Here is a 25,589-nt window from a genome sequence, read left to right on the forward strand (position 1 = left end):
TGTTCGACTTCAAGAGGTCCTTTGTGAGAAGCGGCCTGGCCCATAACCGCGACGCCGGCGCACCAGTTGAGCTCAGGCCGCGGAGCCGATCCCCACCTGTGCAGCAAACGTGCGCAACTGGCCGAGGAAGTCGTCGAGCTGCTGCTCGGGGAAATCCAGGATCAACAGATCAACGCCCGCCTCTCGGTAGGCCTCGATGGCTGCCCGAACCGTGTCCGGGTCGCCTTCGATGCCCGGACCCTCCAGCCGTCGAGTACTGCATATGTTCGCCGAGATCCGCAGTTGGATCTCGAGCTCCCGGCCCTCGGACAGCTCGTCCAGTCGTGCTTTGGCGGTGCGAATGGCCTCCACGTCGGAGTGGATGGCGTGCCACCCGTCGCCGTACCGCGCTACCCGCCGCAATGCGGCGTCGCCGACCCCGCCGACCACCAAAGGCAGGTACCCCTCCGGTCTCGGAGCGAAGAGGGCGTCACGGAAGGTGACCCGATCGCCGTGGAAATGAGGATCTGGGTTGGTCCACAGCTCCCGCATCGCCTCGATGAACTCGTCGGCAGTCCGACCCCGCTGGGGCCACGGGGCGCCCAGCATGTCGTACTCCGCTCTGACCCAACCGACGCCTACTCCCAGGGTGAACCTGCCCGCCGAAAGCTCGTGGATCGTCGCCGCCTGCTTGGCGAGAAGGATGGGGTTTCGCTGGGGCAGCACCACGACGGAGGTGCCGAGCTTCAGCCTCTCAGACCGGCCGGCGATGAACGCCAGCGTCGACAGGGCCTCCGTAATGCTTCCGTAGGGGTCGGGCAGGGACTTCGGCATCAGAATGTGGTCAGACACCCAAACCGAGTCGAATCCCAGCTCGTCAGCGGCATCTACCGCCGCCATCAGCTCCGCGCGATGTCCGAGCGGGCCGTAGTTCTGGAGGTTGAGGCCGATTCGCATGTGTTTCTCCTTCTGCACGCCTCACGGCGACGTGAGGCCGGCACGTGGCATCCCTAGCTGATCAGGCGCCAACCCGACATGCGTAGCCCGTTCGGCTTCCTCATGACCTAGTGACCCAGCAGCACACCGCTCAGCCCACGACGAGAGTCTGACCGCCATCCACGGTGAGGGTCGCCCCGGTGACGAAGCCAGCCTCGTCCGAGGCCAGGAACAGCGCGGCATGCGCCACGTCCCACGCGTTCCCGGGTCGTCCCTTGAGTGGAGTCCTCGCCGAACGCCTGGCGACGACCTCGTCCCTGGTCATACCGTCGCGCACGTGGCGCTCTACTGCCATCGGCGTGTCGATCAGCCCCGGCAGAATCACGTTCGCACGGACACCGTAAGGCGCGTTGGTGATGGCCAGGTGCTCGGTCAGGGTGACGACACCGGCCTTGGACGTCTGGTAGGTGACCCAGGGATAGTCGATCTTCACAGCGACTGAGGAGATGTTCACGATGGCCCCGCGTCCCTGCTCTCGCATGATGGGCAGGGCGTGCTTGCAGGCCAGCACCATCCCGAGAAGGTTGATCTCCATGATGCGGGTGAACGCCTCCGGAGTGATCTCGGTGACCGGCGCGTCCCCTCCCGCCTCGCTGATGCCGACGTTGTTGTGCAGGATGTCGAGCCCACCCCAGGTGTCGACACAGACGGCCACCAAGCGCTCGATGTCGGCCTCGCGCGTGACATCGACCTCAACAGCGGCCGCGGTCCCCCCCTCGGACCTGATCAGCCCAGCCGTCTCCTCGGCGCTCGCCAAATGGCGGTCGGCCACGAGCACCTTGGCGCCCTCGCGGGCGAACAGAACAGCGGCGGCTCTCCCGTTGCCCACGGTAGCCCCTGGCGCCTGCCCACCGCCCACGACGACTGCCGTCTTGCCGACCACCCGACCGATCGGGTCCATTGCGTTCTCCCCCGTCCACCGCCTAGTCGATGTACTCGGGAGCGTGGGGCCACTCATTCCAGTGGTCCTCCTCGTGCTGGATCCAGATCCGCGCATCCCACGCCTTGCTAATCATCCTCAGACGGCGAAGCGCGAAGGTAGCGTACGACGGGCTGAAGGAGGAAGTGGCGATGATACCCATGTCGACCTCGAGCGGAAAGTGACAGACGTCGCCGGACAGGATGATGTTCTGGTTCGGCAGGCGGACGAACAATGCCAGCGAGCCAGGGGTGTGTCCCGGACTGAAGAGGAGAACGACGCTTCCGTCGCCGAACAGGTCGAAATCATGAGCGGTTTCGATCCAGTCGAAATGACGTGTCGGCAGGAGGTCCTCGACTCGGAAGAACCCGGCCTGCGGTTTGTCGTGCGCCTGGAGGGCGAAGGCCATCTCGCCGGATCCCATCAGGAAAGTGGAATCGGGGAAAAGGTAGAGCCCGCCGGCATGGTCGAAGTGCAGGTGGGACGGGATGACGTACGAGATCTGACTCGGCCGGTAGCCGAGACCATCGAGCTGCCGGTCGATACCCAGGTCACGGTTTCCCGCCATGGGAAGCGCCTTCGAGATCTCCGGATAGTATGCAGCCATGTCGTCCAGGCCGCGCGGGTCGAAACCGGTGTCGAAGAGCACGAGACCGCGGTCGTGTTCGATCAGAAACGACGGGCAGGGCTGGGTGACGTCGAGGGTGGACGTGGCACCGATGAGACCCAGCTCCGCATTGCCTACGTGCCGGGGCTGGCTGACGAAGGCCGCGCCTGGGAGCGCCGCCATCCGCTTGGCTGTTGCACGAGGTGTGTAGAGCATGTCAGGCTTCCTCAGTTCCCCAGCTCGGCCAGTCGCTGTCCGACGTACGGCGTGATGCCTGGAGGCTGAGTGGTCATCCCGGCGTCGACGGGAAGCGCGACCCCTGTGATGTACCGGGCTTCGTCGCTGGCGAGGAACAGCATGGCGTGGGACACCGCCACTGGCTCGATCCACGGCACGGGCAGCAGGTTGAGCGACGTCGCCGGGAAGATCATGTCCTCCCGCGTACCGTTCGGCTTGCCGGTGAAGGCCTCGATGATCGGCTGGTTGAGGTAGAGCGGGGTGTCGACGCCGGTCGGGCAGACCGCGTTGACGCGGATCCAGTACGGCGCAAGCTCGGCGGCGAGAGTCTTCACCAAACCGATGACACCGTGCTTGGACGCGACGTAGGCGGCCCGACCGAATAGTGCGACGAGTCCAGCCGCCGACGACGTGACCGTAATAGATCCGCCGTTCTCCTTCAGGTGTGGGACGACGGCCCGCACGGTGCGCCATACGGCGTTGAGGTTGACGTCCATGACGAGGTCCCAGACGTCGTCATCGTGGTCCGGCCCCAGGGTAGTGTGCGGCACGGCGATGCCGTGGTTGACGATGACGGCATCGAGCCGCCCTAACTCGGCGACGGCCGTGTCGACCGCCTCTCGCATGCCGGCACGGTCGCGTGCGTCGACCTGGTAGGCCAGGCAGCGGCGGCCGAGCTTCTCGACGTGCCGCCTGGTCTCCTCCAGCTCTTCAGGGGTGCCCATCGCGTAGTCGACGTAGGGCAGTTGTTTACAGATGTCGGTGACGACGACGTCGGCGCCCTCTTCAGCCATGCGGATAGCGTGGGACCGCCCCTGGCCCCGCGCTCCGCCGGTGACCAGAACGACCTTGTCGTCCATCTTTCCCATGATGAGAACTCCTCACTTAGCGCTGGGCAGGCGACCCGTGCGGGGAGCGACAGGCCTGGAGCTGCTATTGAGCGGTGTGACCGGCGTCGATCGTGATGGACACGCCCGTCACGTAGCGGGATTCGTCCGATGCCAACCACAGAACTGCGTTCGACACGTCGATCGGATCGATCCAGCCGACGTCGAGCGCGTGCGGCGCCTTGAACCGCGGTATCAGGTTCTCCAGCGTCCGCTCCTCGGCGGGGAGGTCGGGGGCGAATCGCGCGAAGACGGCGTCGTTCATGAGCATGTCGGTCTTCACGTTCGTCGGGTTGACGGTGTTTACGCGGATCTTGTCGCCACCCAGCTCGAGGGCGAGCGTCTTCATGAGTCCGATGACACCGTGCTTCGCTGCGACGTAGTGTCCGATGCCCGGCATGCCGATAAAACCTGCCGTCGAGCTGGTCAAGATCATGGATCCGCCGCCGGCGGCCCGGAGATGGGGGACCGCAGCCTTGCAGGTGTGCCAGACGCCGGTCAGGTTCACGTCCATGAGGTCCTGCCAGTCGGCGTCCGACAGCGACGCGAGCTCACCGAAGTTCAGGATGCCGGCGCCGGCCGAGACGACGTCCAGGTGGCCGAGGAGGGCCACCCCGTCGTCGACGGCACGCTTGAGTTGTTCGAAGTCGCGGACGTCGGCCCGCACCGCAAAGATCTTCCGGCCCAGCGCCTCCACCGCGCTCGCCGTCTCCCGCAGGCCCTCCTCCGTTCCCTGGGGGTAGGGCACGGAGGCGATCCGCTCGCAGATGTCCACCGCGATGATGTCGGCGCCTTCCTCCGCCAGCCTGACGGCATGGCTGCGGCCTTGCCCTTGGGCTGCTCCCGTCACGAGTGCCACCTTGCCGTCTACGCGGCCGGCCATGAGCTCCTCCTGATGCGCGCGTCGAGACCTTCGAACCAGGTAAAGAAATTACATATTATATATCGTATTGGCAGACGGGTGTCGCGGCGGGCTCGGCGGCTTCTAGGACAGCGAGTCCGCGAGGCTGTCCGGCACACCCACTGACTTGAATTCGACGTAGCCGTCAATGCCTTCGAGAGCGAACTCGCGGCCGATCCCGCTGTTCTTGAAGCCGCCCATCGGCGCCTCATAGCCCGCGGGGCTGCCATTCAACTCGACCGTGCCAGTGCGCAGCCGCCTGGCCACATCCATTCCGTGCTGAAGGTCGCTAGTGAAGACGGAGCCGCTGAGGCCGTACCTGGAGTTGTTCGCGATCAAGACCGCCTCGTCCTCGCTCTCATAAGTGAGCACCGAGACCACCGGGCCGAAAATCTCCTCCTGGGCGATCCGCATGTCGGGTCGGACCTGGTCGAAGACGGTCGGTTCGACGAACCAGCCGTGATCGAGACGCGGCGGCCTGCCTCCCACCACGACTTTGGCGCCCTCGGAGCGCCCCGACTCGATGTACCCCTCGACGAGATCTCGTTGGCGAGCCGTGACCAAGGGACCGATCTTCGTGGCGGGATCGAACGGGTCGCCTACGGGCATCTTTTCGATTAAGGCGACCAGCCGCTCGACAAGCTCCGTCTTGCGCCTGCGCGAGACCACGAGGCGCGTTTTGGCGCTGCACGCCTGCCCGGCGTTGCGGAAGGAGGATCCCTCAACGGCTCCGACCGTCAGGTCCATGTCGGCGTCGTCAAGAATGATGCTGGCCGACTTGCCTCCTAGCTCCAGTGTGACCCTTCGGAGATCCTTCCCACACAATGACGCGATGCGTTGACCTGCGGCAGTCGATCCGGTGAACGTGACCTTGTCGACGTCGGGATGGGTGACGAGGTACTCGCTCACCTGCCGATCCGCGGGCACGATGTTCACCACGCCCTCGGGCACGCCCGCATTCTGCAGCATCTCGGCGAGGAGATAGGCGTCCAGCGGCGTCTCCGGTGCCGGCTTCAGCACGACGGTGCAGCCGGCGACGAGCGCGGGGGCCAGCTTCAACAGCGTGAGCAACTGCGGGGCGTTCCACGGCACGACCGCGGCCACGACACCCACCGGCTCACGCGTCACGAGCGCGTTGCCGGTGCCGGAACGCCGCAGCGAGCTGAAGGGGTACTCAGCGCTGATCCTCGCGTAGGTGTCGATCACGATCTGCGGGCTGGTGGCCTGCAGGACCCGGGACAGGGTGATCGGGCATCCCATTTCCTGAGTGATGAGACGAGCGAGCACCTCCCGGTTCTGCGAGAACGCGGCACTCAGCCGACGAAGCAGCTCGATTCTCTCGCCCACTGTGGTCCGAGGCCACGGCCCGCCGTCGAAGGCAGCACGCGCAGCCTGCACCGCACGGTCGACGTCCGCCCTCGACCCGGCAGGAACCTCGGCGAACACCTGCTCTGTGTACGGCGAGACCACCTGGATTCTGTCGTTCGACTTGGGTTCGACCCACTCGCCCCCGATGAAGAGGCGATCGTATTTTCCAGTCCACGCCATGATAAACCCTCGGTCGTGATAGGAAGTTCTCCGTGGAGCCTCGGGACGGGCCGCTGGCTGCTGCGGCGAGACGGTCCAACGGACGACAGTCAGACGATCGGGGCGAGCTGACGGTATTCCTCGATCGGGACTCCGCCCGCCTTGGCGCGAAGAACGTACAGGGCAACGTGGTCGGCCCCTGCGGCCAGGTGCTCCTTCACGCGGGCGGCGACTTCCGCCGCCGAGCCCCACACGAACAGGCGGTCGACCAGTGCGTCGCTACCACCGCCGGCGAAGTCGTCCGTGGTCCAGCCGAGCCGGACGAGGCTCTTGCGATAGTTGGGGTACCCCAAGCGATTCTTGATCTCGGCTCGCAGGATCGAGCGTGCGACCTCCGGGTCCTCTTCCAGCAGGACACCCTGTTCGGGGGCCAGCAGCCGACCAGGACCCAAGGTCTCTCGGGCCAGGTGCGTGTGTTCCGGCGTGACGAGGAACGGATGGGCGCCCTGCGCGTGGTCTCGGGCCAACTCCAGCATGCCGGGCCCCAATGCGGCGAGGACTCGCGGCGGTGGGGCAGGGGGGTGCGGCAGGTCTCCCGCCGGATGCACGTCGATCCCGCGCAGATAGTGTCGCATCGCGTCAAGGGGCTTGTCGTAGGAATGCCCCCGGGCCTTCACCAGTCCTTCGTGACTGACTCCCAGTCCCAGCAAGAACCGATGAGGGAACGACTCGCAGAGCACCCGCTGGGCTGACGCCGTCGCCGACGCGTCACGCGCGTAGATGGACGCGACGCCCGTGGCGACCACGATGCGTCCGGTCCAACTCAACGTAAGCGCGGCGTTCGTGAACGCTTCGCGGCCCAACGCGCTCTCGCCGAACCACAGCGTCCCGAAGCCGAGCTCCTCGATCTCCTGAACCGTGTCACGGAATTCCGGCGACGTCAGGCGCGTGAGCTGGTTGGTCCAGATACCGACCTTGCCAAGATCCATCTTATTCTCTCTCAGTTCTGGCGCGGAACCCGGCCCGCCCGCGGCTGCGCTCACTGGGCTGACACCAGCTGTTTGCCGATCTTTTCGAGACGCGAGACCACGACGGAAAGCCCGTCAAAGGCCGCGGAGCCGACATCGAGGACCAGCCGGTGCACCCCGATGGCCGCGAACTCCTCGACCTGGGCGGGTGAGATGTCGTGGGGGGCTCGAGTGGTGTACTCGAACGGATGATCCATACGGTCCGCCGCGACGCGTTCTTCCTCGATGCGACGCATGATCCCGGCGGCCTCGGAGACCGACAGGTCGTGCCCGTACCAACCGTCACCGTGACGCGCCGCACGCCTGAACGCAAACCTGGAGAGGCCCGCCACGTACAGTGGCGGACTCGCCTGGACGGGCTTGGGCTGGAAAGTGACCGGGGGGAGATGGAAGTGCTTGCCCTCGAACTGAGGATGCGGATCGCGCCAAAGCGCCCGTACCACCGCCATTGCCTCGTCGGTCCGCGATCCTCGCGTGGCCCAGTCGATTCCCATGATGTCGAACTCTTCACGAAGCCACCCGACTCCCACCGCCAGCATGATCCGCCCGTTGCTCACGATGTCGGCGGTCGCCACGACGCGGGCGAGCTGGTAAGGGTTGTGCAACGCGATTAGGTTGACACCCATGCAGAAGCGAATGCTCTCCGTCCTCGCCGAAAGATACGCCGCGAGCGTGTTCGGGTCCAAGGAGGCGAACCGCTCCATTCCCGGAGGCAACCCGCGCGCGTAGTAGGGGTCGATCGACTTGATCTCCCGCGGGACGAGGACGTGCTCGCCACGCCACATCGACTCGATCCCAGCGCTGTCGGCCGCCTGGGCGATCGTGACAATGTCGGCCACCCCGGTGTCCGAGTAGCGGATTCCGAACTTCATGCACGCTCCAGGTCGAGACCGGGCGTCAGGCAGCACCTCGTCACGTGCGACCCAGGACGGCCCGTAGACGGCAGAGAGCGAGACCATCGGGCGGCAGCGCTTCTCTGGACATACTATATATGATGTGGGAATATCCTGCTACCCCTACGCCGGAGGAAACGATGGGCCGTGTCGATGGCAAGATTGCTCTGGTCACTGGTGCTGCGCGCGGGCAAGGCCGAAACCACGCCTGGAGGTTTGCCGAACAGGGAGCGGACGTCATAGTTCTTGACATCTGCGCCGATCTCCCCACGATCGGCTACGCGCTGGGTACCAAGGGCGAGCTCGACGAGACCGCGGCCGGTGTCGAGGCGCGCGGCCGACGCGTTGCTGCCGCCCAGGTAGACGTCCGCGACGCAGAGCGACTTGACGCCGTCGTGTCCGCAGCCGTTTCCCAACTCGGTGGGTTAGACGTCGTCTCCGTCAACGCCGGCGTCTGCGGCTTCGGGAACGTCCTCGACCTGACAGCAGAGGAGTGGAAGGAGCAGATCGACGTCAACCTGACCGGTTCGTTCAACACAGCGAAGGCCACCATCCCCCACATCTTGAGCCAGGGTCGCGGCGGATCAGTGATCTTCACCGCCTCGACCTGCGGTCTTCAGGCCGTTCCCGGCATCGGCCACTACAACGCGAGCAAGTTCGGCGTGGTCGGACTGACCAAGACCCTGGCCTTGGAACTGGGCGAGCAGGGGGTGCGGGTCAACGCGGTGTGCCCGACCAACGTCGCCACCCCGATGTTCCAGAACGACCTCACGTGGAAGCTGTTCTTCCCCGACGTCCAGAACCCCAGCCGTGCCGATGCCGAGGCGCCCAACTCGGCGGCCCGGCAGATGCACACCATCCCAATCCCTTGGGTCGAGGTCGACGACGTCACCAACGCGGTGATGTACCTAGCCTCAGACGACTCCCGCTACGTGACAGGCACGACGCTTGTCGTCGACGCCGGTCGCACTCTGTAATGCTCAGAGAGCTTCTGGGTCAGTGTGCCGTCCACCCACCGTCGACGACTATCTCGGCGCCCGTCACGTAACTGGCGTCGTCGGAGGCGAGGAACAAGGAAGCGTGTGCGACCTCGCGCGGCTGGGCCTTTCGGCCCAGCGGCACGAGACCGATCTCGGCAGACTCGGTTTCGGGAGTTGCCGGACCGGCAAAGAGCGTGTCGATCACGCCTGGGTTGACCGAGTTGACTCGCACTCCCCGGCCGGCATACTCCAGGGCGGTCGACTTGGTCATGATCCGAACCCCACCTTTGGAGGCGTGGTATGCGATCGCGTCAGGGCTCCCGATCTGGGCGTACACGGAGCAGATGTTGATGATCGAGGCGTTGCCCGAGGCCACCAGCGTGGGTAGGACGGTCCGCATACCGAGCCACTGGCCCTCCAGGTTCACACCCATCACCTGCCTCCACCGCCGCTGGGAAAGCGCCTCGGTTCCTTCCGGACTGAAGATCGCAGCGTTGTTCACCAGCGTGGTGAGCGTGCCGCGCACGGAGAGTACGCGGTCGAGCGCAGCGCTCCAGTCGTCCGGTCGGGTCACGTCGAGGCGGAGGAAGTGAACGTCGAGGCCACGCTGTCGAAGCTCGGCCTCGAGTGCTGACCCCTCGTCGGTCAGCACGTCACCGAAGAAGACGGACGCACCTTCCTCGCCGAACAACTCGACGTGTGCGGCTCCGAGGCCCCGGGCACCGCCCGAGACCAACGCGACCTTGCCACTCAGTCGTTCGCTGATGTTCGTCGTCCTCTCAGTTGGTCGGGAGTGTCCCCGACGTCAGAACTCGATCACTGCCTTGCCTCCGAGCTGCTTGTCGAACTCGACGTATGCGTGCGCGGCGGCGTCGATCGTCCACCGATCGGTGAACACCTTGTCGACGTCGACACCGCGATCGGCCACGAAGCGAGCACAGTCCGTCTGCACTACGTCGGAGAAGGTGTACGACCCGATCATCGTGAGCTGCTTTCGGATGACCTCGCGACTCACGTCGAAAGTCGTCTCCGCCTCAGCGTGGCCGACGAAGGCGACCCTGCCCCAGTTCGCCAGGCTTCGCACGGCGTCCCGCCGTGCCCCTGACGAACCCGCCGCGTCCAGTGCACAGGTCACCCCTCGGCCCCGGGTCAGCTCGCGAATGGCCTCCACCGGATCGACCTTGTTCGAGTCGATGGCGTGAGCCGCACCAAAGCCTTCAGCCAGAGCGACTCGTTCTTCTGAGACGTCGACCGCGATGACTGACGTCCCCATGGAGGCAGCCAACTGCACGGCCGACTGGCCCACAGGTCCCAGACCGAAGACGGCGATCGTGTCGCGGGCAGAGAGGTCCAACCTGGTCAACGCACCGTAGGCGGTGCCGGTACCGCAGCAGATTGCTGCTCCGGCAGAGTAGCTCAGCTCATCGGGCAACGGGAGCACGGCGACCGCGGGGACCTTCAGGAAGTCCGCATGGCCGCCGTCGACGGTCGACCCGATGAGCCCGGCCCCGTGCTCGCACATCTGCGTCCAGCCGGCACGGCACTCGCGACACATCCCGCACCCGGTGTAGTGGTAGACCATCACGCGGTCGCCCACCCGGACCGACCGTTCGTCCACCCCGGGCCCCGTCGCGGCGACGACTCCACACGGTTCGTGCCCAGCGATGACGCGAGCGTCGCCATCGAGGTCAGCTGGACCAGTACCGAACGCGGCTAAGGCAGCATTCGCGCCTCCCCGGTAGAACTTGAGGTCACTGCCGCAGATCCCCGACGCCTTGACCTCAATGACCACCTCGCTCGAGCTGGGCACCGGATCGTCGAACGAGGCAATCTCGATCTTACGGTCTCCACGGAAGACGACACCACGCATTGCATCTCCTCGCTGGTACGACGAACGACTACCTGGCCGCCCAGCCGTCACCGAGCTCGCACGACCTCCTGCGGACTACGGGCAGCTGCCGGCGCGGACCCAGCGCAACACGGCGACCTTGTTCACCTCTTCCCGCCGACCTGCACCGCCACCTTCATGCACGGCTTGTCGCCGCGGTTGCTCCAGGTGTGAACGGTGCCACGCTGCACCAGGGTGTCGCCCGGCTTCAGGAGCGTCTCGCCTGTCTCCGTGACCGCGTACAGCTCACCCGAGATGATCGTGACGATGTCGACTGTGTCGGTCTGGTGCAGGCCGACGACGTCGCCGTTCGACCCGGCACGGTCGACGGCCGCTGCCCCGCTCATCGCCTCGAGTGAGGCGCGGTACTCTGCCACCGCATCCCACTCGCTGTCAGGTGGGAAGGTCGTGATTCGGTAGACGAAGCCTCCTTGAGGAGGGTCGAGTAAGACTTTCCCCGTAGTGCCGTCTTCGTTCAGGACGTCCGTGGGCAGGGTCTCCACCCGCCAGATGTCGCAGACTGTGAACCCCGGTGTCGCGACCCGTACGGGCGTCGGCCCGTCGGCCACGAACGTCGATCTTCCGGACTCGTCGAGGCCAGTGACGACTCGGCGGGCCTGAACCTGAAGGTGTTCGCCTGGCATGGTGCCGCCCTTCTCAGAGACGATGAACTGCTGCTGGAGAACCGAGTTTCATCAGCAGGAACAATATATAATGTACGAAATAGGTGTTCGGTCTGGTTTTCGGGACCGGACGAAGCTCGCGGCGGACCGACACCAGGCCACCTCGTCCGCGCGACAAGACTCGACGGACCACGGCTACAAGGCTGTGTGGACGGCCTGTATCTGAGTGAAGTCGTACAGGCCCCAGCGGCCGTTCTCGACGCCGACCCCGCTCCACTTAGCGCCCGCGAACGGCTGATGCGGGAGCGTGACCGCATGTGTATTGACCCACGACGTGCCGCACACGAGCTCACTTGCCACCAGGGCGCCACGCTGCGGGTCGGAGGTCCACACTGATCCGCCGAGGCCGTACTTTCCGCTGTTCGCGCGCTCGACGGCCTCGTCCAGGCTGCCGTACGACAGCACGGGCAAGGCCGGGCCGAACTGCTCTTCGTCCACGATGCGCATCCGATCGTCCACGTTGGCCAGGATCGTCGGCCAGTAGAAGAACCCCGCACGCTCAGGAGCCTCGCCGCCAGCCGCGGCCCGCGCTCCGCGGTGCAGCGCGTCGTCGACGAGGTCCGACACGATCCGCAGCTGAGGCCGATTGTTAAGCGGACCGTAGTCGGTGAGCGGGTCCATGCCGTCACCGATGACGGCAGCACGCGCACACTCTGCGAGCGCCTCGACGACCTCGTCGTACAGCCTTTCAGGAACGTACGCTCGTTTGATAGCGGCGCACGTCTGCCCGCAGTTCACCAGTGCGCGGTCGAAGATACCCCGCGCCACGACGTCCGGCTCGGCGTCGTCCAGGACCACCGCGGCGTCGTTCCCGCCGAGCTCGAGCGTGATCCGCTTGAGGTCTGGCACCGCCGCCGCCGCAACGAGCTTGCCCACCGCGGTCGAACCGGTAAAGCTGATCTTGCGGGTCAGCGGGTGCCCGGTCAACCAGCCGCCCAGCTCCGCACCGCCGCTCACCGCGCTCAGGACGCCGGGCGGGAAGGCCCGCTGAAGCACCTCGACGAGTTTCAGTGTCGCCAGCGGCGTATAGGGCGACGGCTTGACCACCATGGTGTTGCCGGCACGTAGTGCCTGAGATGCCTTCTTCCCCACTGTCTGGATGGGAAAGTTCCACGGCGAGATGGCCACCGTCGGCCCGAGCGGGCGACGGTGGACACTGACCTTGCGCTGATCGCTGTCTTCAGCGATCTCCGGAGTGAGGAGATCGGGATGGGCGTACCACCGGAGCCACTTCGCGGAGGTTGCAACCTCCGCGAGCGAGTCGCGCAACGGCTTTCCCTGCTCCGCGGTCAGAATCAGGGCGAGTTCCTCCGCCACCGTTTCGAGCTCGTCGGCTGCCGCCAGCATGGCAGCACATCGAGCGGCGTCGTCACGGCGCCACGTCTGGAAGGCGCGCTGCGCGCCTTCCATGACGTCGTCCACCTGGCCGCGAGTACAGTCCGGCGCCTTCGCGAGGTGGCGTCCGGTCGCCGGATTCAGCACCTCGAAGACGCGCTCCGCCGTCACGCGCCGCCCGTCAATTGTCATGGCGACGCTTGCCTCGGCGGCAAGGTCGCGCGTCGTCGCATCGGTCGTCCTGGGCACCGCTGTTCCTCACTAGTAGGTCAACCAAGGGTCACCCGCCTCGACCACCCGCCGCTGGTCGCCGGATTCACGTAGCGGAGTTCGACCTCCTGCCCGGCCCGCCTCCCCGAAAGTCCCTTGACGGGGGCGTGGCGTCAGAGCCTTGCGACGGCGGCCGACGGCGGCCCGGCTCCCTCGCACAACTCAGATAGATGCGATCCGTCACACTGGGTGACAAGATCTCCAACCGACTGCGTCTCAAGCGGGCTGCGCAGGCAGCCGCCGACATCTCTCCGGCGTCGCCCACATCCTCCGCGCTCAGTCGTAGATCACGGCCAGACGTCCGGCGTTCTCCCCACGCCGTAGCCTCTCGATCGCCTCGCCGATCTCGTCGAAAGCGATGCGCTCTGTCTCTGACTGAAGATGACCGGCAGCCATGAGCTGCAGGACCTTGGCGTTGTCTTCGTTCGTTCCTCCCTGCGATCCCAGGAGGTCGACTTGGTTCATGGTCAACGCGATCAGGTCCAACGTCCCGAACCGTTCGGCGAGCCCGACCTGGACAACCCGCCCTCCGGGCTTCACGGTCTCGACGGCAGACGCGGTCGTCGTCCCGAAACCCGCGAAGTCGATGATCGCGTCAAGTCCCTCGCCCTTGAAGTCCTCGACGGTGGACGAGACCGCCGCGGCACCCGCCTCAATGATCTTCGGATGCAACGACCGCTTCGTCTCGGCCACGAAGACCTGCGCGCCCGCTCGCAGCGCAATGTGGGTCCCGAGCGACCCGAGTCCACCAAAACCGATGATCCCGATCTTGTCCCCCGCCTTCACGCCGGCGCGCGCCATGACCGCGTGGTAGGACGTCATGCCCGCGTCGGTGGAGACCGCCGCCTGGTCCCACGGCACACCGTCCGGCACCGGCACGAGGACGTCTGTCTGGACCGCCAGCCTCGGTTGGAACCCACCGTCGCGGCCGGTTCCTGGGCCTTCCACGACGGAGCGCACCGCGACCCGGTCACCCACCGAGAAACTGGTGACGCCCTCCCCTATCTGACTGACGACGCCAGCGACTTCGTGACCGAGCGTGATCGGCCGGAACGCCAGGAAATGACTGATGGTGCCCTCGAGGTGTCCCACGTCGGTGTGGCAGATGCCCGCGCCCTTGACCTCGAGCAGGACCTCCCCGGGCCCAGCGACCGGCTCGTCGATCTCGTTCAGGGTGATCGGCTGGTGGTCGCCGACGTACTGCCAAGCCTGCATGACTACCCCTTCACGCCAAGGTCGACGACGAACGAAGGCCTCGCCGCCGAAGCTGACGCCTGCGAGCACCGATCCCGTTCGCTCCGCCGACCCGCTCTATATCATATATCTTCCTGGCCAGCAATACACCGTCGTGGCAGCCCTCCGCAACGAGCGAGGCCTTGCCAGAGGCTGCCTTTCATATATCATGCACATCGTGCCGCTGCTACGGACTGAGTCTTGGCCCCGTTGTCAGCCGCCGGCGGCCTAGCCACCCTAGGAGACCAGCATGGCGAGCTCGACCATCCTGCGCCGGGTCGGCTTCATCGGAGCGAAGGGTGCCGTCGTCCCCCGCTCGGACCACTACCTTCCCGTCCTCAATCCGGCCACAGGTGAGACGATCGGCGAGGCGTACGAGGTCCAGGCCGACGATCTCGACGAGATCGTCGAGCAGGCGCGCACGGTCTACGAGTCCACTTGGCGGACGACGGCGCCGGACGTCCGTGGTGAACTCGTGCGTGCCTGGGCCGATCTGGTCCGTGCGCACCGCGACGAACTGGCCGACCTCGAGGTCGCCGACGTCGGGAACCTTCGTGCCGAAACGATGGGGGACGTCGACGCGTGCGTGCGCGTCCTGACCTACTACGCCGGCATGGCAGACAAGCTCGAGGGCCGCTCCTACGCCCCGTATCCAGGACGGGTTGCCTACGGCGTCAACGAACCGTACGGCGTGGTCGCTGGCATCAACCCGTACAACGCGAACGCCGTCTTCGTGGCCTACAAGGCAGGGCCAGCCGTCGTCGCCGGTAACTGCATCGTGCTGAAGGCACCGGACGTGGCGCCGTTGTCGACGTTCCGGATCGTCGAGCTCGCCCTGAAGGCCGGCATCCCGCCGGGGGTCGTGAACGTGGTCACGGGCCGTGGTCAGGTCACCGGCCCGCTGCTCACACAGCACCCTGGCATCGGCCTGGTGGCGTTCACGGGCGGCCCCGAGGCCGGCCGAGCCGTCATCAGGCAGTCCGCTCGCAACATCGTGCCGGTCAGCCTCGAGCTGGGTGGAAAGAGTCCCGCCATCCTGCTCAAGGATGCAGATCTCCGGCTCGCGCTTCCTTCGGTGCTCCACTCCAACTTCGTGAAGAGTGGACAGAGCTGCGTCGCGGGCTCGCGTATCTTCGTCCACGGCTCGATGTACGCGCAGGTGTGCGACGAGCTTGCGTCCCGAGCGGCCGCGGTCAAGGTTGGACAGCCCACGAATCCGGCCTCGCAAATGGGCACCCTCATCACCCAGCGGCACCGCGACCACGTCGACGTTCTGGTCCAGGGCGCGATATCCCACGGTGCGACCTGTCTGGCGGGTGGCGCCCCCGTCACCACGGGCGACCTGGAAGGCGGCGCCTTCTACGCTCCGACCGTGCTCGTGGACGTCACCGACGACAACCCTGCCGCGACCACCGAGGCGTTCGGTCCGATGGCGAGCGTGCTGCCCTACACCGATGTCGACGAGGCGCTCTTCCGTGCCAACAGCAGCCCGTTCGGTCTCTCGGCGCAGGTGTGGGGCAACGACGCATCCCAGATCCAGCATCTGGTGCAGAACCTCTCCGCCGGGACGGTCTGGGTCAACGCCTACCGCGCCATTCATCCCACTGTTCCGTTTGGCGGCATGAAGGAGAGTGGCTATGGTCGAGAGAATGGATTCGAGGCTCTCCGCCTCTACACACAGTCCAAGGCCGTGGTCTGGGATCTCTCGACCGAGCGCCCGCTGCCGTATACCTGAGGTCGGTCAGCTCGTCGGGACACCGCTTCCGGTGGCCAGGTCACCGAGAGCGAATAGCAATCGGGACGAGCTCGTCGCTGTCCGCGGTACGTGAGACGTGGACAGTCTCGACATTCGGGATTCATTACGCCGACGAGTCCTCGCCACGCCCACGAGTCCACCGGGGCTGCCGGACGGTCCGAGATCCAACGTTCGTCCCGTCGGTGGCACGAGCTAGCACGAGCTAGGGGGTAGCACAATGCGGAAGAGGGCTGAACCGGAAGTTCTCGAAGATGTTCTCGAGCCAGAGCTGCCGATCGTCGACGCTCACTACCATCTCTGGGACCGGGATGCGTCGATGCAGCGAGAGGACTACCATCTCGACCATTTCATAGACGACCTCGCCAGCGGTCACAACATCGAGTCTACAGTGTTCGTAGAGGCAGAGGCCCGTTACCGCCCGGACGGACCCGCTCAACTGCGCTGCGTAGGCGAGACCGAGTTCGCGAACGCCTCGGGGGAAGAGGCTGCCGCACGCGGGCTCAAGACGCGTATTGCCGCAGGTATCGTCGCGTACGCCGATCTCGACCTCGGCGCCGACGTCGATGCTGTTCTCGACGCGCACCAGGCCGCCGCGCCGGACCGGCTGCGGGGAATTCGGGACATGGCTGCTCTTGATCGCTCAGCCCCGGAAAGGGATCCGCACCGACTGCTGCAGCCGGATTTCCGTCAGGGCCTGCGGCGCCTCGCGGCTCGCGGTCTGACCTTCGACTTATATGTCTTCCAGGTCCAGCTCGGGGACGCGATCGCCACCGTAAGGGCGCTTCCCGAAGTGACCTTCGTGTTGAACCATCTCGGCGGCCTGATCGGCATCAGGCCGTGGGTCGGGCGCAGGGACGAGCTCTGGGCACAGTGGCATGACGACATTGCGACGATTGCCCGTGAGCCGAACGTGTACCTCAAACTCGGCGGGCTCAACATGTTTATCCCCGGCTTCAACTGGCACCATGGAGATCGGCTGCCGTCCTCGACTCAGCTCGTCGATGCGACTGGCAAGTACTACTCACACGGCATAGAGAGTTTCGGGCCGGGCCGCTGTATGTTCGGGAGCAACTTTCCGCCGGACAAGCTCTCTGGCTCGTATCGTACGTTGTGGAACTCCTTCAAGCTCGTCGCCTCGGTGTACACGGCCGAAGAGAAGGCGGCCATGTTCGCTGGGACGGCCAGTCGTGTTTACCGCCTGTAGCTGCCCACCCGTCGTCACCGCGTGGCGGCGGTCCGAACAGCGAGGCCATTCGTTTCGTTCTACTGAGGAACATTTGCAACTCGTACGCACGTTCGCCCGACGTTGGCGTGTCCGCAGGGCCGTCACCACTCTCCCGAGGCCGTCCGGCCGCGTTGCCGACGGGTCTCACGTCATACAGGTCAGCCGGTCGGTGGCGCCGGCCGGAGAGGGGTAGTCATGGGCAAGATGACCGGCAAGGTCGTACTCATCACGGGCGGGGCAAGGGGGCAGGGTCGCTCCCACGCGGTGCGGATGGCCGAGGAGGGCGCGGACATCGTCGTGACGGATGTGTGCGAGCAGCTTCCGTACGTCGATTACGACATGGCGACGCCAGCGGACCTCGCTGAGACCGTGGCTTTGGTCGAGAAGCTGGGGCGCCGTTGTTTAAGCTATGTGGCTGACGCGCGGGATGTGACGAAGATGCGTGAGGCGGTCGACGACGCCGTGGGCCAGCTCGGCCACCTCGACACGGTCATCGTCAATCACGGCATCTCCACCCGGCACGGTGTCGAGAGCGAGGAAGCAGACGAGATCTGGGACCTCATCGTCGACACCAATCTGTCCGCCGTGTTCAAGACCGTCCGAGCCGTCCTTCCGCACATGAAGGCGAAGGGGGGCGTGATCCTTGTGACGGCATCCGCCGCGGCGCTCGTTCCCCTCTTCGGAAACACCGCCTATGCCGCGGCCAAGCACGGGTTGATCGGCTTGGTCAAGACGCTCGCCGCAGAACTCGCGCCGTACTGGATCCGGGTGAACGCGGTGTGCCCCACCGCTGTTGCGACGCCGCTGTTCCTCAACGAAGCACATGTGCGCGCCTTCTGTGGGGACGACCCGAGCAAGACAGTCGAGGACATGGTGTTTCCAGCGCAGTCGCTAAATCTGCTTCCGGTTCCCTGGATCGAGCCCGAGGCGGTGTCGAGCGCCATGCTGTATCTCGCTTCTGACGATGCCAAGTACGTCACCGGGGTCGCGCTTCCGGTCGATGCTGGCATGACCTCCCAACCACCCGGAATCACTCCCTTCGTCGGCCAGCGACTCGCGGAACTGTCGCAGTGACGGCTGCCGGAGCCCCCGGCCTGAGGCCGACGATAGTTGAGGCCCTCGCCGATTTCACGTGTGCGACTGATTTCTCGAAACTGCCGCCCGAGGTCGTCGCGGAATCCAAGCGAGTCCTTCTCGACTCCATCGGCTGCGGCCTCGCCGGGAAAGACCAGCTTAAGGGGATCGTCGGCATCGAGCTCGCGAGTCTCAGTCACGGGGCTCGAGACGATGCCACGGTCATCGGGAGCAGTGAATCAAGCTCGGTGTTCGGCGCGGCGTTCGCCAATTCGGAACTGATCAGTGCGCTGGACTTCGACGCGATCCTCGCGCCCGGGCACGTGGCACCCGTCGTGATCCCGGTTGCGCTTGCCTCCGGAGAGTCGGCGGCTGCCAGCGGGAAGGAAGTACTTACAGCGATCGCGATCGGACACGAAATCTCCTGTCGCATCGCTTATGCGATGGACGGTCTGCGTGACGTCGAGAGCGGAAAGGTCCTGCAACGGCCGGTTGTCGGCTATAGCTGCATCGTTTTCGGCGCCGCGGCGACGAGCACGAAGCTCATGAATCTCCCGCCAGGGCCGACAGCGAGCGCGATCGGTATCGTCGGCAGTATCGCACCCGTCCATTCGCACGGTGCGTGGAGCGCGCACACTCCCAGTACGACAGTCAAGTACATGGTCGGTGGCGCGTTCGCACAAACCGCTTTGACGGCCGCTTACATGGGAAAATTCGGCCATCGCGGAGACCGCGAGATGCTGGACGACACGGAGTTCGGGTTCCCACGGTTCATCGGAACCTCGCGGTGGGACCATCGGTCCATTACGCGTGGGCTGGGAGTCGAATGGCTGTTCCCCAAGGCCCAGACGTACAAGCCGTACCCTCACTGTCGGGTTCTCCATGGTCTGATCGACACACTCGTCTTGCTGGTCGAGGAACACGACCTGAAGCCTGACGAGATTCAGGAGATTCGGTCCTGGGGCGAGGGTTGGCACCGCCAGCCCACGTGGCTGAACACGAACATCGAGCATGTCGTCGACGCCCAGAACAGCATGTCTCACGGCCTGGCTCTGGCGGCTCACCGCATCCCCCCGAGCAAGCGATGGCAAGACCAACAGGTCGTGTTCGACTCGTCCGTCATGGGTCTGATGACCAGGGTGGTCACAAAAATTCATCCGAGCTATACCGGGTACCTTAATGAGTATCCCGCGAACCGGCCGGCCCGCATCGAGATCGACGCACGGGGAACTATGTTCGCGGCCGAGCGAATGTTCCCGAAAGGAACTCCGTCGATCGACCCGTCGACCACGATGTCCACGGAGGAACTTGTGGCCAAGTTCCGGACCAACGCAGACGGTGAGCTGCCAGACGCAGCTGTGGATGCGATCGTCGCGACGGTTCTCGACCTTCAAGAAGTCCCCGATGTCCGAGACCTCACCCGGCTCCTGCGGCCGTAATTGCCATGTCTTGTCCTAGTAGCGCCGCCGCTCCAACCACTGCCTACTGGACCACGGCCCGTCGGCGCGCGGGGGCCGTTGGCTAGCGCCGTGGCCGGGGTAACCATTGTCGGCTGGATCGCTCAGATCACTCAGACCCCGGTGAACCAGCAACCGTTCTCATCCTCGATATATTGTGCATCTTACCGGGCCGAACTTAGGAGGACGGGTGAGGCCACTTCAGTTCGAACGCAGTCGGGGCGATATTTCCCCGACAATCAACTCGGCTCGGGTGAAATACCTTGCAACGAGATCCGTCTCTTCGGGCGTGCGGCCCGAGATCGCTAAGTCGTGGCAGCGGTCCCGGGCGAGCGGCTTCGTGTCCACAACAGCGGACTGGGCGCCGGTGCATTCGCCTCCCGACAAATGCGGTCTCTCCCGGGCCTTCGATCAGGAGCTGCGCTCGCGGCTGGCCACACTTGACCATTTGCGGCTCATGGCCATCCTGGTGGACCGCGGCTCGGTCGTCGTCAGTCACTACGGTCTTCCCGACGCCGCTCGGAACCCGCAGCTCCTAAGGTTCGGTGGCCTCCCACCGATTGGCTCGTCCCTGTCTGAGGCAAGTATCGGAACCCATGCAGCGAACATGGCGTTGGAGTCGGGCGGTCCCGAGCAGGTCGTCGGTCACGAGCACCTCCACGAACGTTATCTGGGTACCCATTCGATCGCGATCCCGATCATCAGCCCGACAACCCAGCGCACCGCTGGGGCCCTCGTGATCGAAAACGCCATGCCAGCGAGCGCACTCTTGCTTCCCTGGGCGTCCGAGATCGCCGCTGCCATGCGCCAGAGCCTGCGGCAGGACTCCAACGAGCGCGAGATGCTGTTGATGCGCGACTTTCTCTCGGCGCGGGCCGCCAACCGCCGCCCAGTGATCTGCCTCAACCAGCAGACGTTGCTGTGCAACGTCGGGGCTTCGCGGCTGCTCGGCGGCGGCGACCAGGCAACGCTGTGGGAGTATGCGTCCCAGTTCCTCATGGGCGAGCGACCCGACACCGCCGTTCTCACGCTCACCAACGCGGGGCCACAACACGCGCGCTTCGAGCGGATTCCCGGTCGCGACGGCCCAGTAGGTGTTCGCATCACGCTGCGCCCGCGCAAGGATCGGCCAGCATCGGGCCGGCTGCGGCCGTCTTCAGGAAGCGGTCTGACGTGTTCGCTGCCAGGAAAGAGCCGCCGATGGAACCGACTGCTCGAGGATCTGCAGTCGGCACGTTCCAGTTCCGACCGCGTCGTTCTCGTCGGAGAATCAGGAACCGGCAAGCGGCACATCGCTCGCGCCCTCGTGCCCTCCGACGCTCTCGAGGTCGACTGCTCGGCCGAGGCCGAGATGCTCCAACTTCTGCGCCAGCGGCGTTCAGCGCCGTGTCCCCTGATCGTGACCCACCTCGAGCGGCTGTCCGACGCCGCTATGGCCGAGGTCGAGGAGATCGTTCTCGGCGACCAGCACCATGAGGCGCCGGTCGTGCTCACGCTCACGGAGGTCTGCGGGGAGGCCGCTCGTCTCACCCAGCGCGGAACCGGTGTCGGTCCATGGGTCAGAGTTCCCGCACTGCGTGATCGATTAGACGATCTTCCGGACCTCGTTGCCGAGATGACCGCCAGTCGCACCGAGGCCGGCCGTGAACCGGTGCGCTGGCTGCCAGACGCTTTACAGGTTCTGGCCCGGGTGGACTGGCCCGAGAACCTGCGGTCGCTCGAGTCGGTAGTCGACGGCGTCGCGCGCCGCTGCCAAACCGGGTACGTCGATTCACGCCAGCTTCCGGACGGCGTCCAAGCCAGGGCCGCTGGTCGCCAGCTCACCCGGCTGGAACAACTCGAAATTTCTGAGCTGCTGGCGTCCCTGCGCGAGTCAGACGGTAACAAGTTCGCGGCCGCTCAACGGCTGGGAATCGCCCGGTCCACGCTCTACCGGCGGATGCGCTCGCTAGGTCTTGATCTTGCTTTGGTCAACTACTGACAGGCAGCTCGAAACACGCGCGGCCAGTCGCTCGCAAGTCTGAGCGGAAATACCAGCTAAGTGGGCCTGGAGCGCTGGTCGACGATCGACATCCTCGACGACAACGTCCGGGTCGGCGGGCAACGCAACGCTGGAAGAGATCACACCCGGAGGGATTAGCCGCGTGGTCGCGATCAACCTTCAGGGAATGGTCCTGACGTGCAAGCACGTCGTCCCTGTGACGCGTTGGCAGGGCGCTGGCGTGATCACCGACATCTCGTCCAACGCGGTGCTAGTCGACTACCCCTACGCGGGCTACCAGACCTCCAAGGCGGGCATCGTGACGTTCACGCCGCACCTGACGATCGCCAATGCGCCTACGGCATCCGCGCCAACGTCATCCTCCTGGTTTTCATGGACACGCCCATGGCGGTCGAACACAAGATCGGCATGGAGGCTCGGGCGCCGGGTAATCCCCAGCGTTGCTGGCGTTGGCGCGGATGCAGGCGTGTTCGGGGCGTTGGGGCCAGAGCCTGAGGTCGGGTAGCGATGCCGGAGACTGTCGCCCCCCTTGACCTGGACGAGGTCGATCACAACACGTTCATCGGCCGGCAGCCGCGGTGGACTCCTCAGTCGCTCGTCTACGGCGCCCGGATCGCGGGCCAAGCCGAACTGGTCGAAGGCGAAGAGCCCAGGCCTCGGCCGACCGTCCCCGCCCCCTGCCCGTGCGCGAGTCCCGCGGTGCCCCGTGGACATCACCAGCCCACCCGCCGCGGGCCGACCAGGCATCCGATGGGTCACGGCACATCCCGCCGGTGGTGGAGACGCGGCTGTCCGTCCACCTCGGCGCCGCGAGGTGAGAGGCGCCCAAAGCCGGGAACTCGCAGCAGTTCGCCGTGTGGACCCGACCGCCAGCGACTCCGTCTGCAACGGGGTCAGTGACAATGCTAGGAGCTGGGATGGGCAGGATCGCGCAGACTGACGGTCTCACGGAGGTTCAGGCCGACATTCTGTCGGCGGTGCGCATCTTTGTGGACAAGGAGATTCTGCCGCACGCGACCGAGCTCGAGCACAAGGACGAGTTCCCGCACGAGATCGTCGAGCAGATGAAGGAGATGGGCCTGTTCGGGATCACGATTCCGGAGGAGTACGGCGGGCTCGGCGAGTCGCTGCTCACCTACGCGCTGGTGGTCGAGGAGGTCGCCCGCGGCTGGATGAGCGTCTCGGGCGTCATCAACACCCATTTCATCCTCGCCTACCTGCTGATCCAGCACGGCAGCGAACAGCAGAAGCAGCGGCTCCTGCCGAGGATGGCGACCGGCGAGATCCGCGGCGCCTTCTCGATGAGCGAGCCAGGCTGCGGCTCGGACGTCTCCGCGATCACCACCCGGGCCGACCGGGACGGCGACGAGTACGTCATCAACGGCCAGAAGATGTGGCTGACCAACGGCGCCCGGGCCGGGATCGTGGCCACCCTGGTCAAGACCGACGAGGGCGCGTCCTCGGTCTACCGGAACATGACGACGTTCCTGTTGGAGAAGGAGCCGGGGTTCGGTACCACCGGTGGGATCACCATTCCCGGCAAGCTCGAGAAGATGGGCTACAAGGGCGTCGAGACCACCGAGATGGTGCTCGACAACCACCGGGTGCCGGCGACGTCGGTTCTTGGCGGGCCCGAGGCGGCCGGCAGGGGCTTCTACCAGATGATGGACGGCGTCGAGGTCGGCCGGGTCAACGTCGCCGCCCGCGCCTGCGGCATCATGATCCGTGCCTTCGAGCTGGCGATCGCCTACGCCCAGCAGCGCAGGACGTTCGGCCACCAGATCGCCGACCACCAGGCGATCGCGTTCAAGCTGGCCGAGATGGCGACCAAGGTCGAGGCCGGCCACCTCATGATGGTCAGCGCCGCCCGCAAGAAGGACCGCGGCGAGCGCAACGACGTCGAGGCCGGCATGGCCAAGTACCTCGCCAGCGAGTACTGCCACGAGGTCACCACCGACGCCTTCCGCATCCACGGCGGCTACGGCTACTCGAAGGAGTACGAGATCGAGCGGCTGTTCCGCGAGGCGCCGTTCATGCTGATCGGCGAGGGCACGTCCGAGGTCCAGAAGCGCATCATCAGCCGCGCCCTGCTCAAGGAGTACGAGATCCATCACCAGTAGCGGTGTCCCACCGCCGCCGCGCATAGTGGACTTCCACGTGATCGGGTGAGGCACAAAGCTTGTGCCCGCAGCGCTGTCTGTCCGCAGGCCTCGAGACCGAGCGGTGGACCGTGCTACCCGACATCCGCGCCCGACGACGCTCCACCAAGACAGCGAAAGCGGGGAAGGCCCCCGGCAAGCCCACACAGGGCTTGACACGCAACGCGCCCGAAGCACGCGAACACGGGGCGACCTTCCCCGCCCACGATCGTCCGCGCCGCGCCGCGCCGCGCCGCGACACGGCCAGGTCAAGCCAGCGCACCCGCCAGCCTCCGCTGGACAGACGATCCTCCATAGAGAATCAGTCGAAGCGGATCACTCCGCGAATGTTCCTGCCTGCGTGCATGTCCCGATAGCCCTGCGCCACCTGGTCGAGCGTATAGGTGTTGGTGACCATGGCGTCGAGGTTGAGCTTGCCCTCCTGGTAGAGGCGTAGCTGACGAGGGATGTCCCTGGTGGGATTCGTCTCGCCGAAGAGGGAACCGACGAGCCGCTTCCCCGAGAGCACGAAGTCGAACAGCGGGATCTGAGCCCCGACGTCGACTGTCGGGGCGACCGCGGTGAGCACGCAGGTGCCGGCCTTCCGGATGGCAGCAACCCCCTGTCCCACATGCTCGGGCTTGAGGACGCCGACCGTGATGACGACCGAGTCCGCCCCCTGGCCGTTCGTGAACTGCCGGGCGATCTCGCTGGCCTCCTCCATCGACGCGACCGCATGTGTGGCGCCGAGCACCATCGCCTTCTCACGCTTGAAGGCCAACGGGTCCACGGCGATGATCTGGGACGCCCCGGCGTGCACCGCTCCCTGCAGTGCATTGGCGCCGATGCCGCCGATCCCCATCACGACGACGATGTCGCCCGGCTGGACATTCGCGGAGTTGACCGCCGATCCCCAGCCGGTGCCGACAGCGCACCCGGCGAGGCATGCCTTGTCCAGGGGGATGTCTTTGTCGATCTTGATGACCGACGTCACTGGCGCCGTCGTGGTCGCTGTGAATGTCGAGATGCCGCACATCTGCCCGACGGGAGTGCCGTCGGTGAGGTGCAACCGGTAACTGCCGTCACTCGACCGCACCCCTGCAAGCATGCCGGCACTGAGATTGCACAGCGTCTGCATTCCGGAAGCGCAGTAGCGGCAATGTCCGCACGAGGGCATCGACGAGAAGACCACGTGGTCGCCTTCGTTGATCCCCCTATCGTTGGCGAACGCCTTCGTGACGATGCCTGCGCCCTCGTGTCCCGTGGCGAACGGATACGTGCCGACGGGTAGGTCGCCCGTCGCGATGTGGTCGTCCGAATGGCACATCCCCGACGCGACCAGTGTGACTTGGACTTCGTCGCGGCGCGGGTCGTCCAACTCGAGGTCCGCGACCTCGAACTCGCCCGGCGCCTGCCGAAGGATGGCTCCACGGGTCAGCATCAGATGGTCACCTTCAGTGAGAGGTTGATTGCATATCATATTCTATATATGTCGGAAGGCGGCACCGAGACCGTGGAACGCTCAACTGAGCGCGCCAGAGCCTGCAGTTCCGCCGGGCCCTCCAACTTGGAAG

Annotated in this window: 22 protein-coding genes; 8 read left to right on the forward strand and 14 right to left on the reverse strand. The window is 65.6% G+C overall.

Features of this window, described 5'->3' with window-relative positions:
• Positions 1 to 72: 72 nt before the first annotated feature.
• From QOZ89_RS35805 to QOZ89_RS35840, 8 genes are all read right to left on the reverse strand, one after another.
• Positions 73 to 936: a TIGR03619 family F420-dependent LLM class oxidoreductase gene (locus tag QOZ89_RS35805; protein ID WP_312628296.1), complete on the reverse strand. Its 864-nt coding sequence runs from the start codon at positions 934 to 936 to the stop codon at positions 73 to 75.
• 130 nt (positions 937 to 1,066) lie between these two features.
• Entirely contained in the window at positions 1,067 to 1,876 is an 810-nt protein-coding gene (locus QOZ89_RS35810) for an SDR family NAD(P)-dependent oxidoreductase (protein WP_071047702.1), read from the reverse strand.
• 22 nt (positions 1,877 to 1,898) lie between these two features.
• Positions 1,899 to 2,717 carry an N-acyl homoserine lactonase family protein gene (locus QOZ89_RS35815; protein WP_312628297.1) on the reverse strand — a complete coding sequence of 273 codons (819 nt, stop codon included), beginning with the start codon at positions 2,715 to 2,717 and terminating at the stop codon, positions 1,899 to 1,901.
• Between the two features lie 11 nt (positions 2,718 to 2,728).
• Positions 2,729 to 3,607: a mycofactocin-coupled SDR family oxidoreductase gene (locus QOZ89_RS35820; protein ID WP_083418320.1), complete on the reverse strand. Its 879-nt coding sequence runs from the start codon at positions 3,605 to 3,607 to the stop codon at positions 2,729 to 2,731.
• A gap of 64 nt (positions 3,608 to 3,671) precedes the next feature.
• Positions 3,672 to 4,508 (reverse strand): mycofactocin-coupled SDR family oxidoreductase, encoded by an 837-nt coding sequence (locus QOZ89_RS35825; RefSeq protein ID WP_071047705.1) that lies wholly within the window; start codon positions 4,506 to 4,508, stop codon positions 3,672 to 3,674.
• Between the two features lie 102 nt (positions 4,509 to 4,610).
• Positions 4,611 to 6,074: an aldehyde dehydrogenase gene (locus QOZ89_RS35830; protein ID WP_312628302.1), complete on the reverse strand. Its 1,464-nt coding sequence runs from the start codon at positions 6,072 to 6,074 to the stop codon at positions 4,611 to 4,613.
• An 89-nt stretch (positions 6,075 to 6,163) separates the two neighbouring features.
• Positions 6,164 to 7,042, reverse strand: a complete 879-nt coding sequence (locus QOZ89_RS35835) for a TIGR03620 family F420-dependent LLM class oxidoreductase (RefSeq protein ID WP_312628304.1) — start codon at positions 7,040 to 7,042, stop codon at positions 6,164 to 6,166.
• A 50-nt stretch (positions 7,043 to 7,092) separates the two neighbouring features.
• Positions 7,093 to 7,953, reverse strand: a complete 861-nt coding sequence (locus QOZ89_RS35840; RefSeq protein ID WP_312628306.1) for a TIGR03619 family F420-dependent LLM class oxidoreductase — start codon at positions 7,951 to 7,953, stop codon at positions 7,093 to 7,095.
• A gap of 161 nt (positions 7,954 to 8,114) precedes the next feature.
• Between QOZ89_RS35840 and QOZ89_RS35845 the strand changes: the two genes are divergently transcribed.
• The gene (locus QOZ89_RS35845; protein WP_312628308.1) at positions 8,115 to 8,951 is read left to right on the forward strand and encodes a mycofactocin-coupled SDR family oxidoreductase; all 837 of its coding nucleotides are present in this window, start codon (positions 8,115 to 8,117) and stop codon (positions 8,949 to 8,951) included.
• A 19-nt stretch (positions 8,952 to 8,970) separates the two neighbouring features.
• Here the strand turns inward: QOZ89_RS35845 and QOZ89_RS35850 are convergent, their stop codons facing one another.
• The 5 genes from QOZ89_RS35850 to QOZ89_RS35870 all read right to left on the reverse strand — a co-directional run bounded on the left by QOZ89_RS35850 (position 8,971) and on the right by QOZ89_RS35870 (position 14,345).
• Positions 8,971 to 9,690 carry an SDR family NAD(P)-dependent oxidoreductase gene (locus QOZ89_RS35850; protein WP_198543146.1) on the reverse strand — a complete coding sequence of 240 codons (720 nt, stop codon included), beginning with the start codon at positions 9,688 to 9,690 and terminating at the stop codon, positions 8,971 to 8,973.
• Positions 9,691 to 9,759: 69 nt separating this feature from the next.
• On the reverse strand, positions 9,760 to 10,824 hold the full coding sequence (locus tag QOZ89_RS35855; RefSeq protein ID WP_312628310.1) for a zinc-dependent alcohol dehydrogenase family protein: 1,065 nt from the start codon (positions 10,822 to 10,824) through the stop codon (positions 9,760 to 9,762).
• A 122-nt stretch (positions 10,825 to 10,946) separates the two neighbouring features.
• Positions 10,947 to 11,411: a cupin domain-containing protein gene (locus tag QOZ89_RS35860; RefSeq protein ID WP_198543147.1), complete on the reverse strand. Its 465-nt coding sequence runs from the start codon at positions 11,409 to 11,411 to the stop codon at positions 10,947 to 10,949.
• A gap of 249 nt (positions 11,412 to 11,660) precedes the next feature.
• Positions 11,661 to 13,109 carry an aldehyde dehydrogenase family protein gene (locus QOZ89_RS35865; protein ID WP_241841588.1) on the reverse strand — a complete coding sequence of 483 codons (1,449 nt, stop codon included), beginning with the start codon at positions 13,107 to 13,109 and terminating at the stop codon, positions 11,661 to 11,663.
• A 297-nt stretch (positions 13,110 to 13,406) separates the two neighbouring features.
• Positions 13,407 to 14,345 carry a zinc-binding dehydrogenase gene (locus QOZ89_RS35870; RefSeq protein ID WP_071047713.1) on the reverse strand — a complete coding sequence of 313 codons (939 nt, stop codon included), beginning with the start codon at positions 14,343 to 14,345 and terminating at the stop codon, positions 13,407 to 13,409.
• Between the two features lie 268 nt (positions 14,346 to 14,613).
• Here QOZ89_RS35870 and QOZ89_RS35875 point away from each other — a divergent pair, with 268 nt between their 5' ends.
• The 7 genes from QOZ89_RS35875 to QOZ89_RS35900 all read left to right on the forward strand — a co-directional run bounded on the left by QOZ89_RS35875 (position 14,614) and on the right by QOZ89_RS35900 (position 23,997).
• Positions 14,614 to 16,098 (forward strand): aldehyde dehydrogenase family protein, encoded by a 1,485-nt coding sequence (locus tag QOZ89_RS35875; RefSeq protein WP_312628315.1) that lies wholly within the window; start codon positions 14,614 to 14,616, stop codon positions 16,096 to 16,098.
• A 238-nt stretch (positions 16,099 to 16,336) separates the two neighbouring features.
• Positions 16,337 to 17,323 carry an amidohydrolase family protein gene (locus QOZ89_RS35880; protein WP_312628317.1) on the forward strand — a complete coding sequence of 329 codons (987 nt, stop codon included), beginning with the start codon at positions 16,337 to 16,339 and terminating at the stop codon, positions 17,321 to 17,323.
• A gap of 216 nt (positions 17,324 to 17,539) precedes the next feature.
• The gene (locus QOZ89_RS35885) at positions 17,540 to 18,418 is read left to right on the forward strand and encodes a mycofactocin-coupled SDR family oxidoreductase (RefSeq protein ID WP_071047716.1); all 879 of its coding nucleotides are present in this window, start codon (positions 17,540 to 17,542) and stop codon (positions 18,416 to 18,418) included.
• Positions 18,415 to 19,857 carry an MmgE/PrpD family protein gene (locus QOZ89_RS35890; protein WP_198543148.1) on the forward strand — a complete coding sequence of 481 codons (1,443 nt, stop codon included), beginning with the start codon at positions 18,415 to 18,417 and terminating at the stop codon, positions 19,855 to 19,857. The genes QOZ89_RS35885 and QOZ89_RS35890 overlap by 4 nt, the downstream gene beginning before the upstream one ends.
• Before the next feature lie 208 nt (positions 19,858 to 20,065).
• A complete protein-coding gene (locus tag QOZ89_RS35895) occupies positions 20,066 to 21,856 on the forward strand; it encodes an AAA-type ATPase lid domain-containing protein (RefSeq protein WP_131803841.1) in 1,791 nt (596 codons plus the stop codon).
• Between the two features lie 49 nt (positions 21,857 to 21,905).
• Positions 21,906 to 22,382: an SDR family NAD(P)-dependent oxidoreductase gene (locus tag QOZ89_RS47805; RefSeq protein ID WP_083418322.1), complete on the forward strand. Its 477-nt coding sequence runs from the start codon at positions 21,906 to 21,908 to the stop codon at positions 22,380 to 22,382.
• Positions 22,383 to 22,794: 412 nt separating this feature from the next.
• Entirely contained in the window at positions 22,795 to 23,997 is a 1,203-nt protein-coding gene (locus tag QOZ89_RS35900) for an acyl-CoA dehydrogenase family protein (RefSeq protein ID WP_312628321.1), read from the forward strand.
• A gap of 340 nt (positions 23,998 to 24,337) precedes the next feature.
• Here the strand turns inward: QOZ89_RS35900 and QOZ89_RS35905 are convergent, their stop codons facing one another.
• Positions 24,338 to 25,495 (reverse strand): NDMA-dependent alcohol dehydrogenase, encoded by a 1,158-nt coding sequence (locus QOZ89_RS35905; protein WP_312628323.1) that lies wholly within the window; start codon positions 25,493 to 25,495, stop codon positions 24,338 to 24,340.
• Positions 25,496 to 25,589 lie beyond the last annotated feature (94 nt).

This window comes from Pseudofrankia coriaricola (assembly GCF_032027725.1).
GTDB lineage: Bacteria > Actinomycetota > Actinomycetes > Frankiales > Frankiaceae > Pseudofrankia.

Bases quoted from the DNA above. Each gene is read 5' to 3' on its own strand.
- QOZ89_RS35810 (WP_071047702.1), bottom strand. From the start codon at position 1,876: ATGGACCCGATCGGTCGGGTGGTCGGCAAGACGGCAGTCGTCGTGGGC.
- QOZ89_RS35880 (WP_312628317.1), top strand. From the start codon at position 16,337: ATGCGGAAGAGGGCTGAACCGGAAGTTCTCGAAGATGTTCTCGAGCCA.
- QOZ89_RS35805 (WP_312628296.1), bottom strand. From the start codon at position 936: ATGCGAATCGGCCTCAACCTCCAGAACTACGGCCCGCTCGGACATCGC.
- QOZ89_RS35870 (WP_071047713.1), bottom strand. From the start codon at position 14,345: ATGCAGGCTTGGCAGTACGTCGGCGACCACCAGCCGATCACCCTGAAC.
- QOZ89_RS35855 (WP_312628310.1), bottom strand. From the start codon at position 10,824: ATGCGTGGTGTCGTCTTCCGTGGAGACCGTAAGATCGAGATTGCCTCG.
- QOZ89_RS35875 (WP_312628315.1), top strand. From the start codon at position 14,614: ATGGCGAGCTCGACCATCCTGCGCCGGGTCGGCTTCATCGGAGCGAAG.
- QOZ89_RS35885 (WP_071047716.1), top strand. From the start codon at position 17,540: ATGGGCAAGATGACCGGCAAGGTCGTACTCATCACGGGCGGGGCAAGG.
- QOZ89_RS35820 (WP_083418320.1), bottom strand. From the start codon at position 3,607: ATGGGAAAGATGGACGACAAGGTCGTTCTGGTCACCGGCGGAGCGCGG.
- QOZ89_RS35845 (WP_312628308.1), top strand. From the start codon at position 8,115: ATGGGCCGTGTCGATGGCAAGATTGCTCTGGTCACTGGTGCTGCGCGC.
- QOZ89_RS35840 (WP_312628306.1), bottom strand. From the start codon at position 7,953: ATGAAGTTCGGAATCCGCTACTCGGACACCGGGGTGGCCGACATTGTC.
- QOZ89_RS35900 (WP_312628321.1), top strand. From the start codon at position 22,795: ATGGGCAGGATCGCGCAGACTGACGGTCTCACGGAGGTTCAGGCCGAC.
- QOZ89_RS35815 (WP_312628297.1), bottom strand. From the start codon at position 2,717: ATGCTCTACACACCTCGTGCAACAGCCAAGCGGATGGCGGCGCTCCCA.
- QOZ89_RS35830 (WP_312628302.1), bottom strand. From the start codon at position 6,074: ATGGCGTGGACTGGAAAATACGATCGCCTCTTCATCGGGGGCGAGTGG.
- QOZ89_RS35825 (WP_071047705.1), bottom strand. From the start codon at position 4,508: ATGGCCGGCCGCGTAGACGGCAAGGTGGCACTCGTGACGGGAGCAGCC.
- QOZ89_RS35905 (WP_312628323.1), bottom strand. From the start codon at position 25,495: ATGATATGCAATCAACCTCTCACTGAAGGTGACCATCTGATGCTGACC.
- QOZ89_RS35835 (WP_312628304.1), bottom strand. From the start codon at position 7,042: ATGGATCTTGGCAAGGTCGGTATCTGGACCAACCAGCTCACGCGCCTG.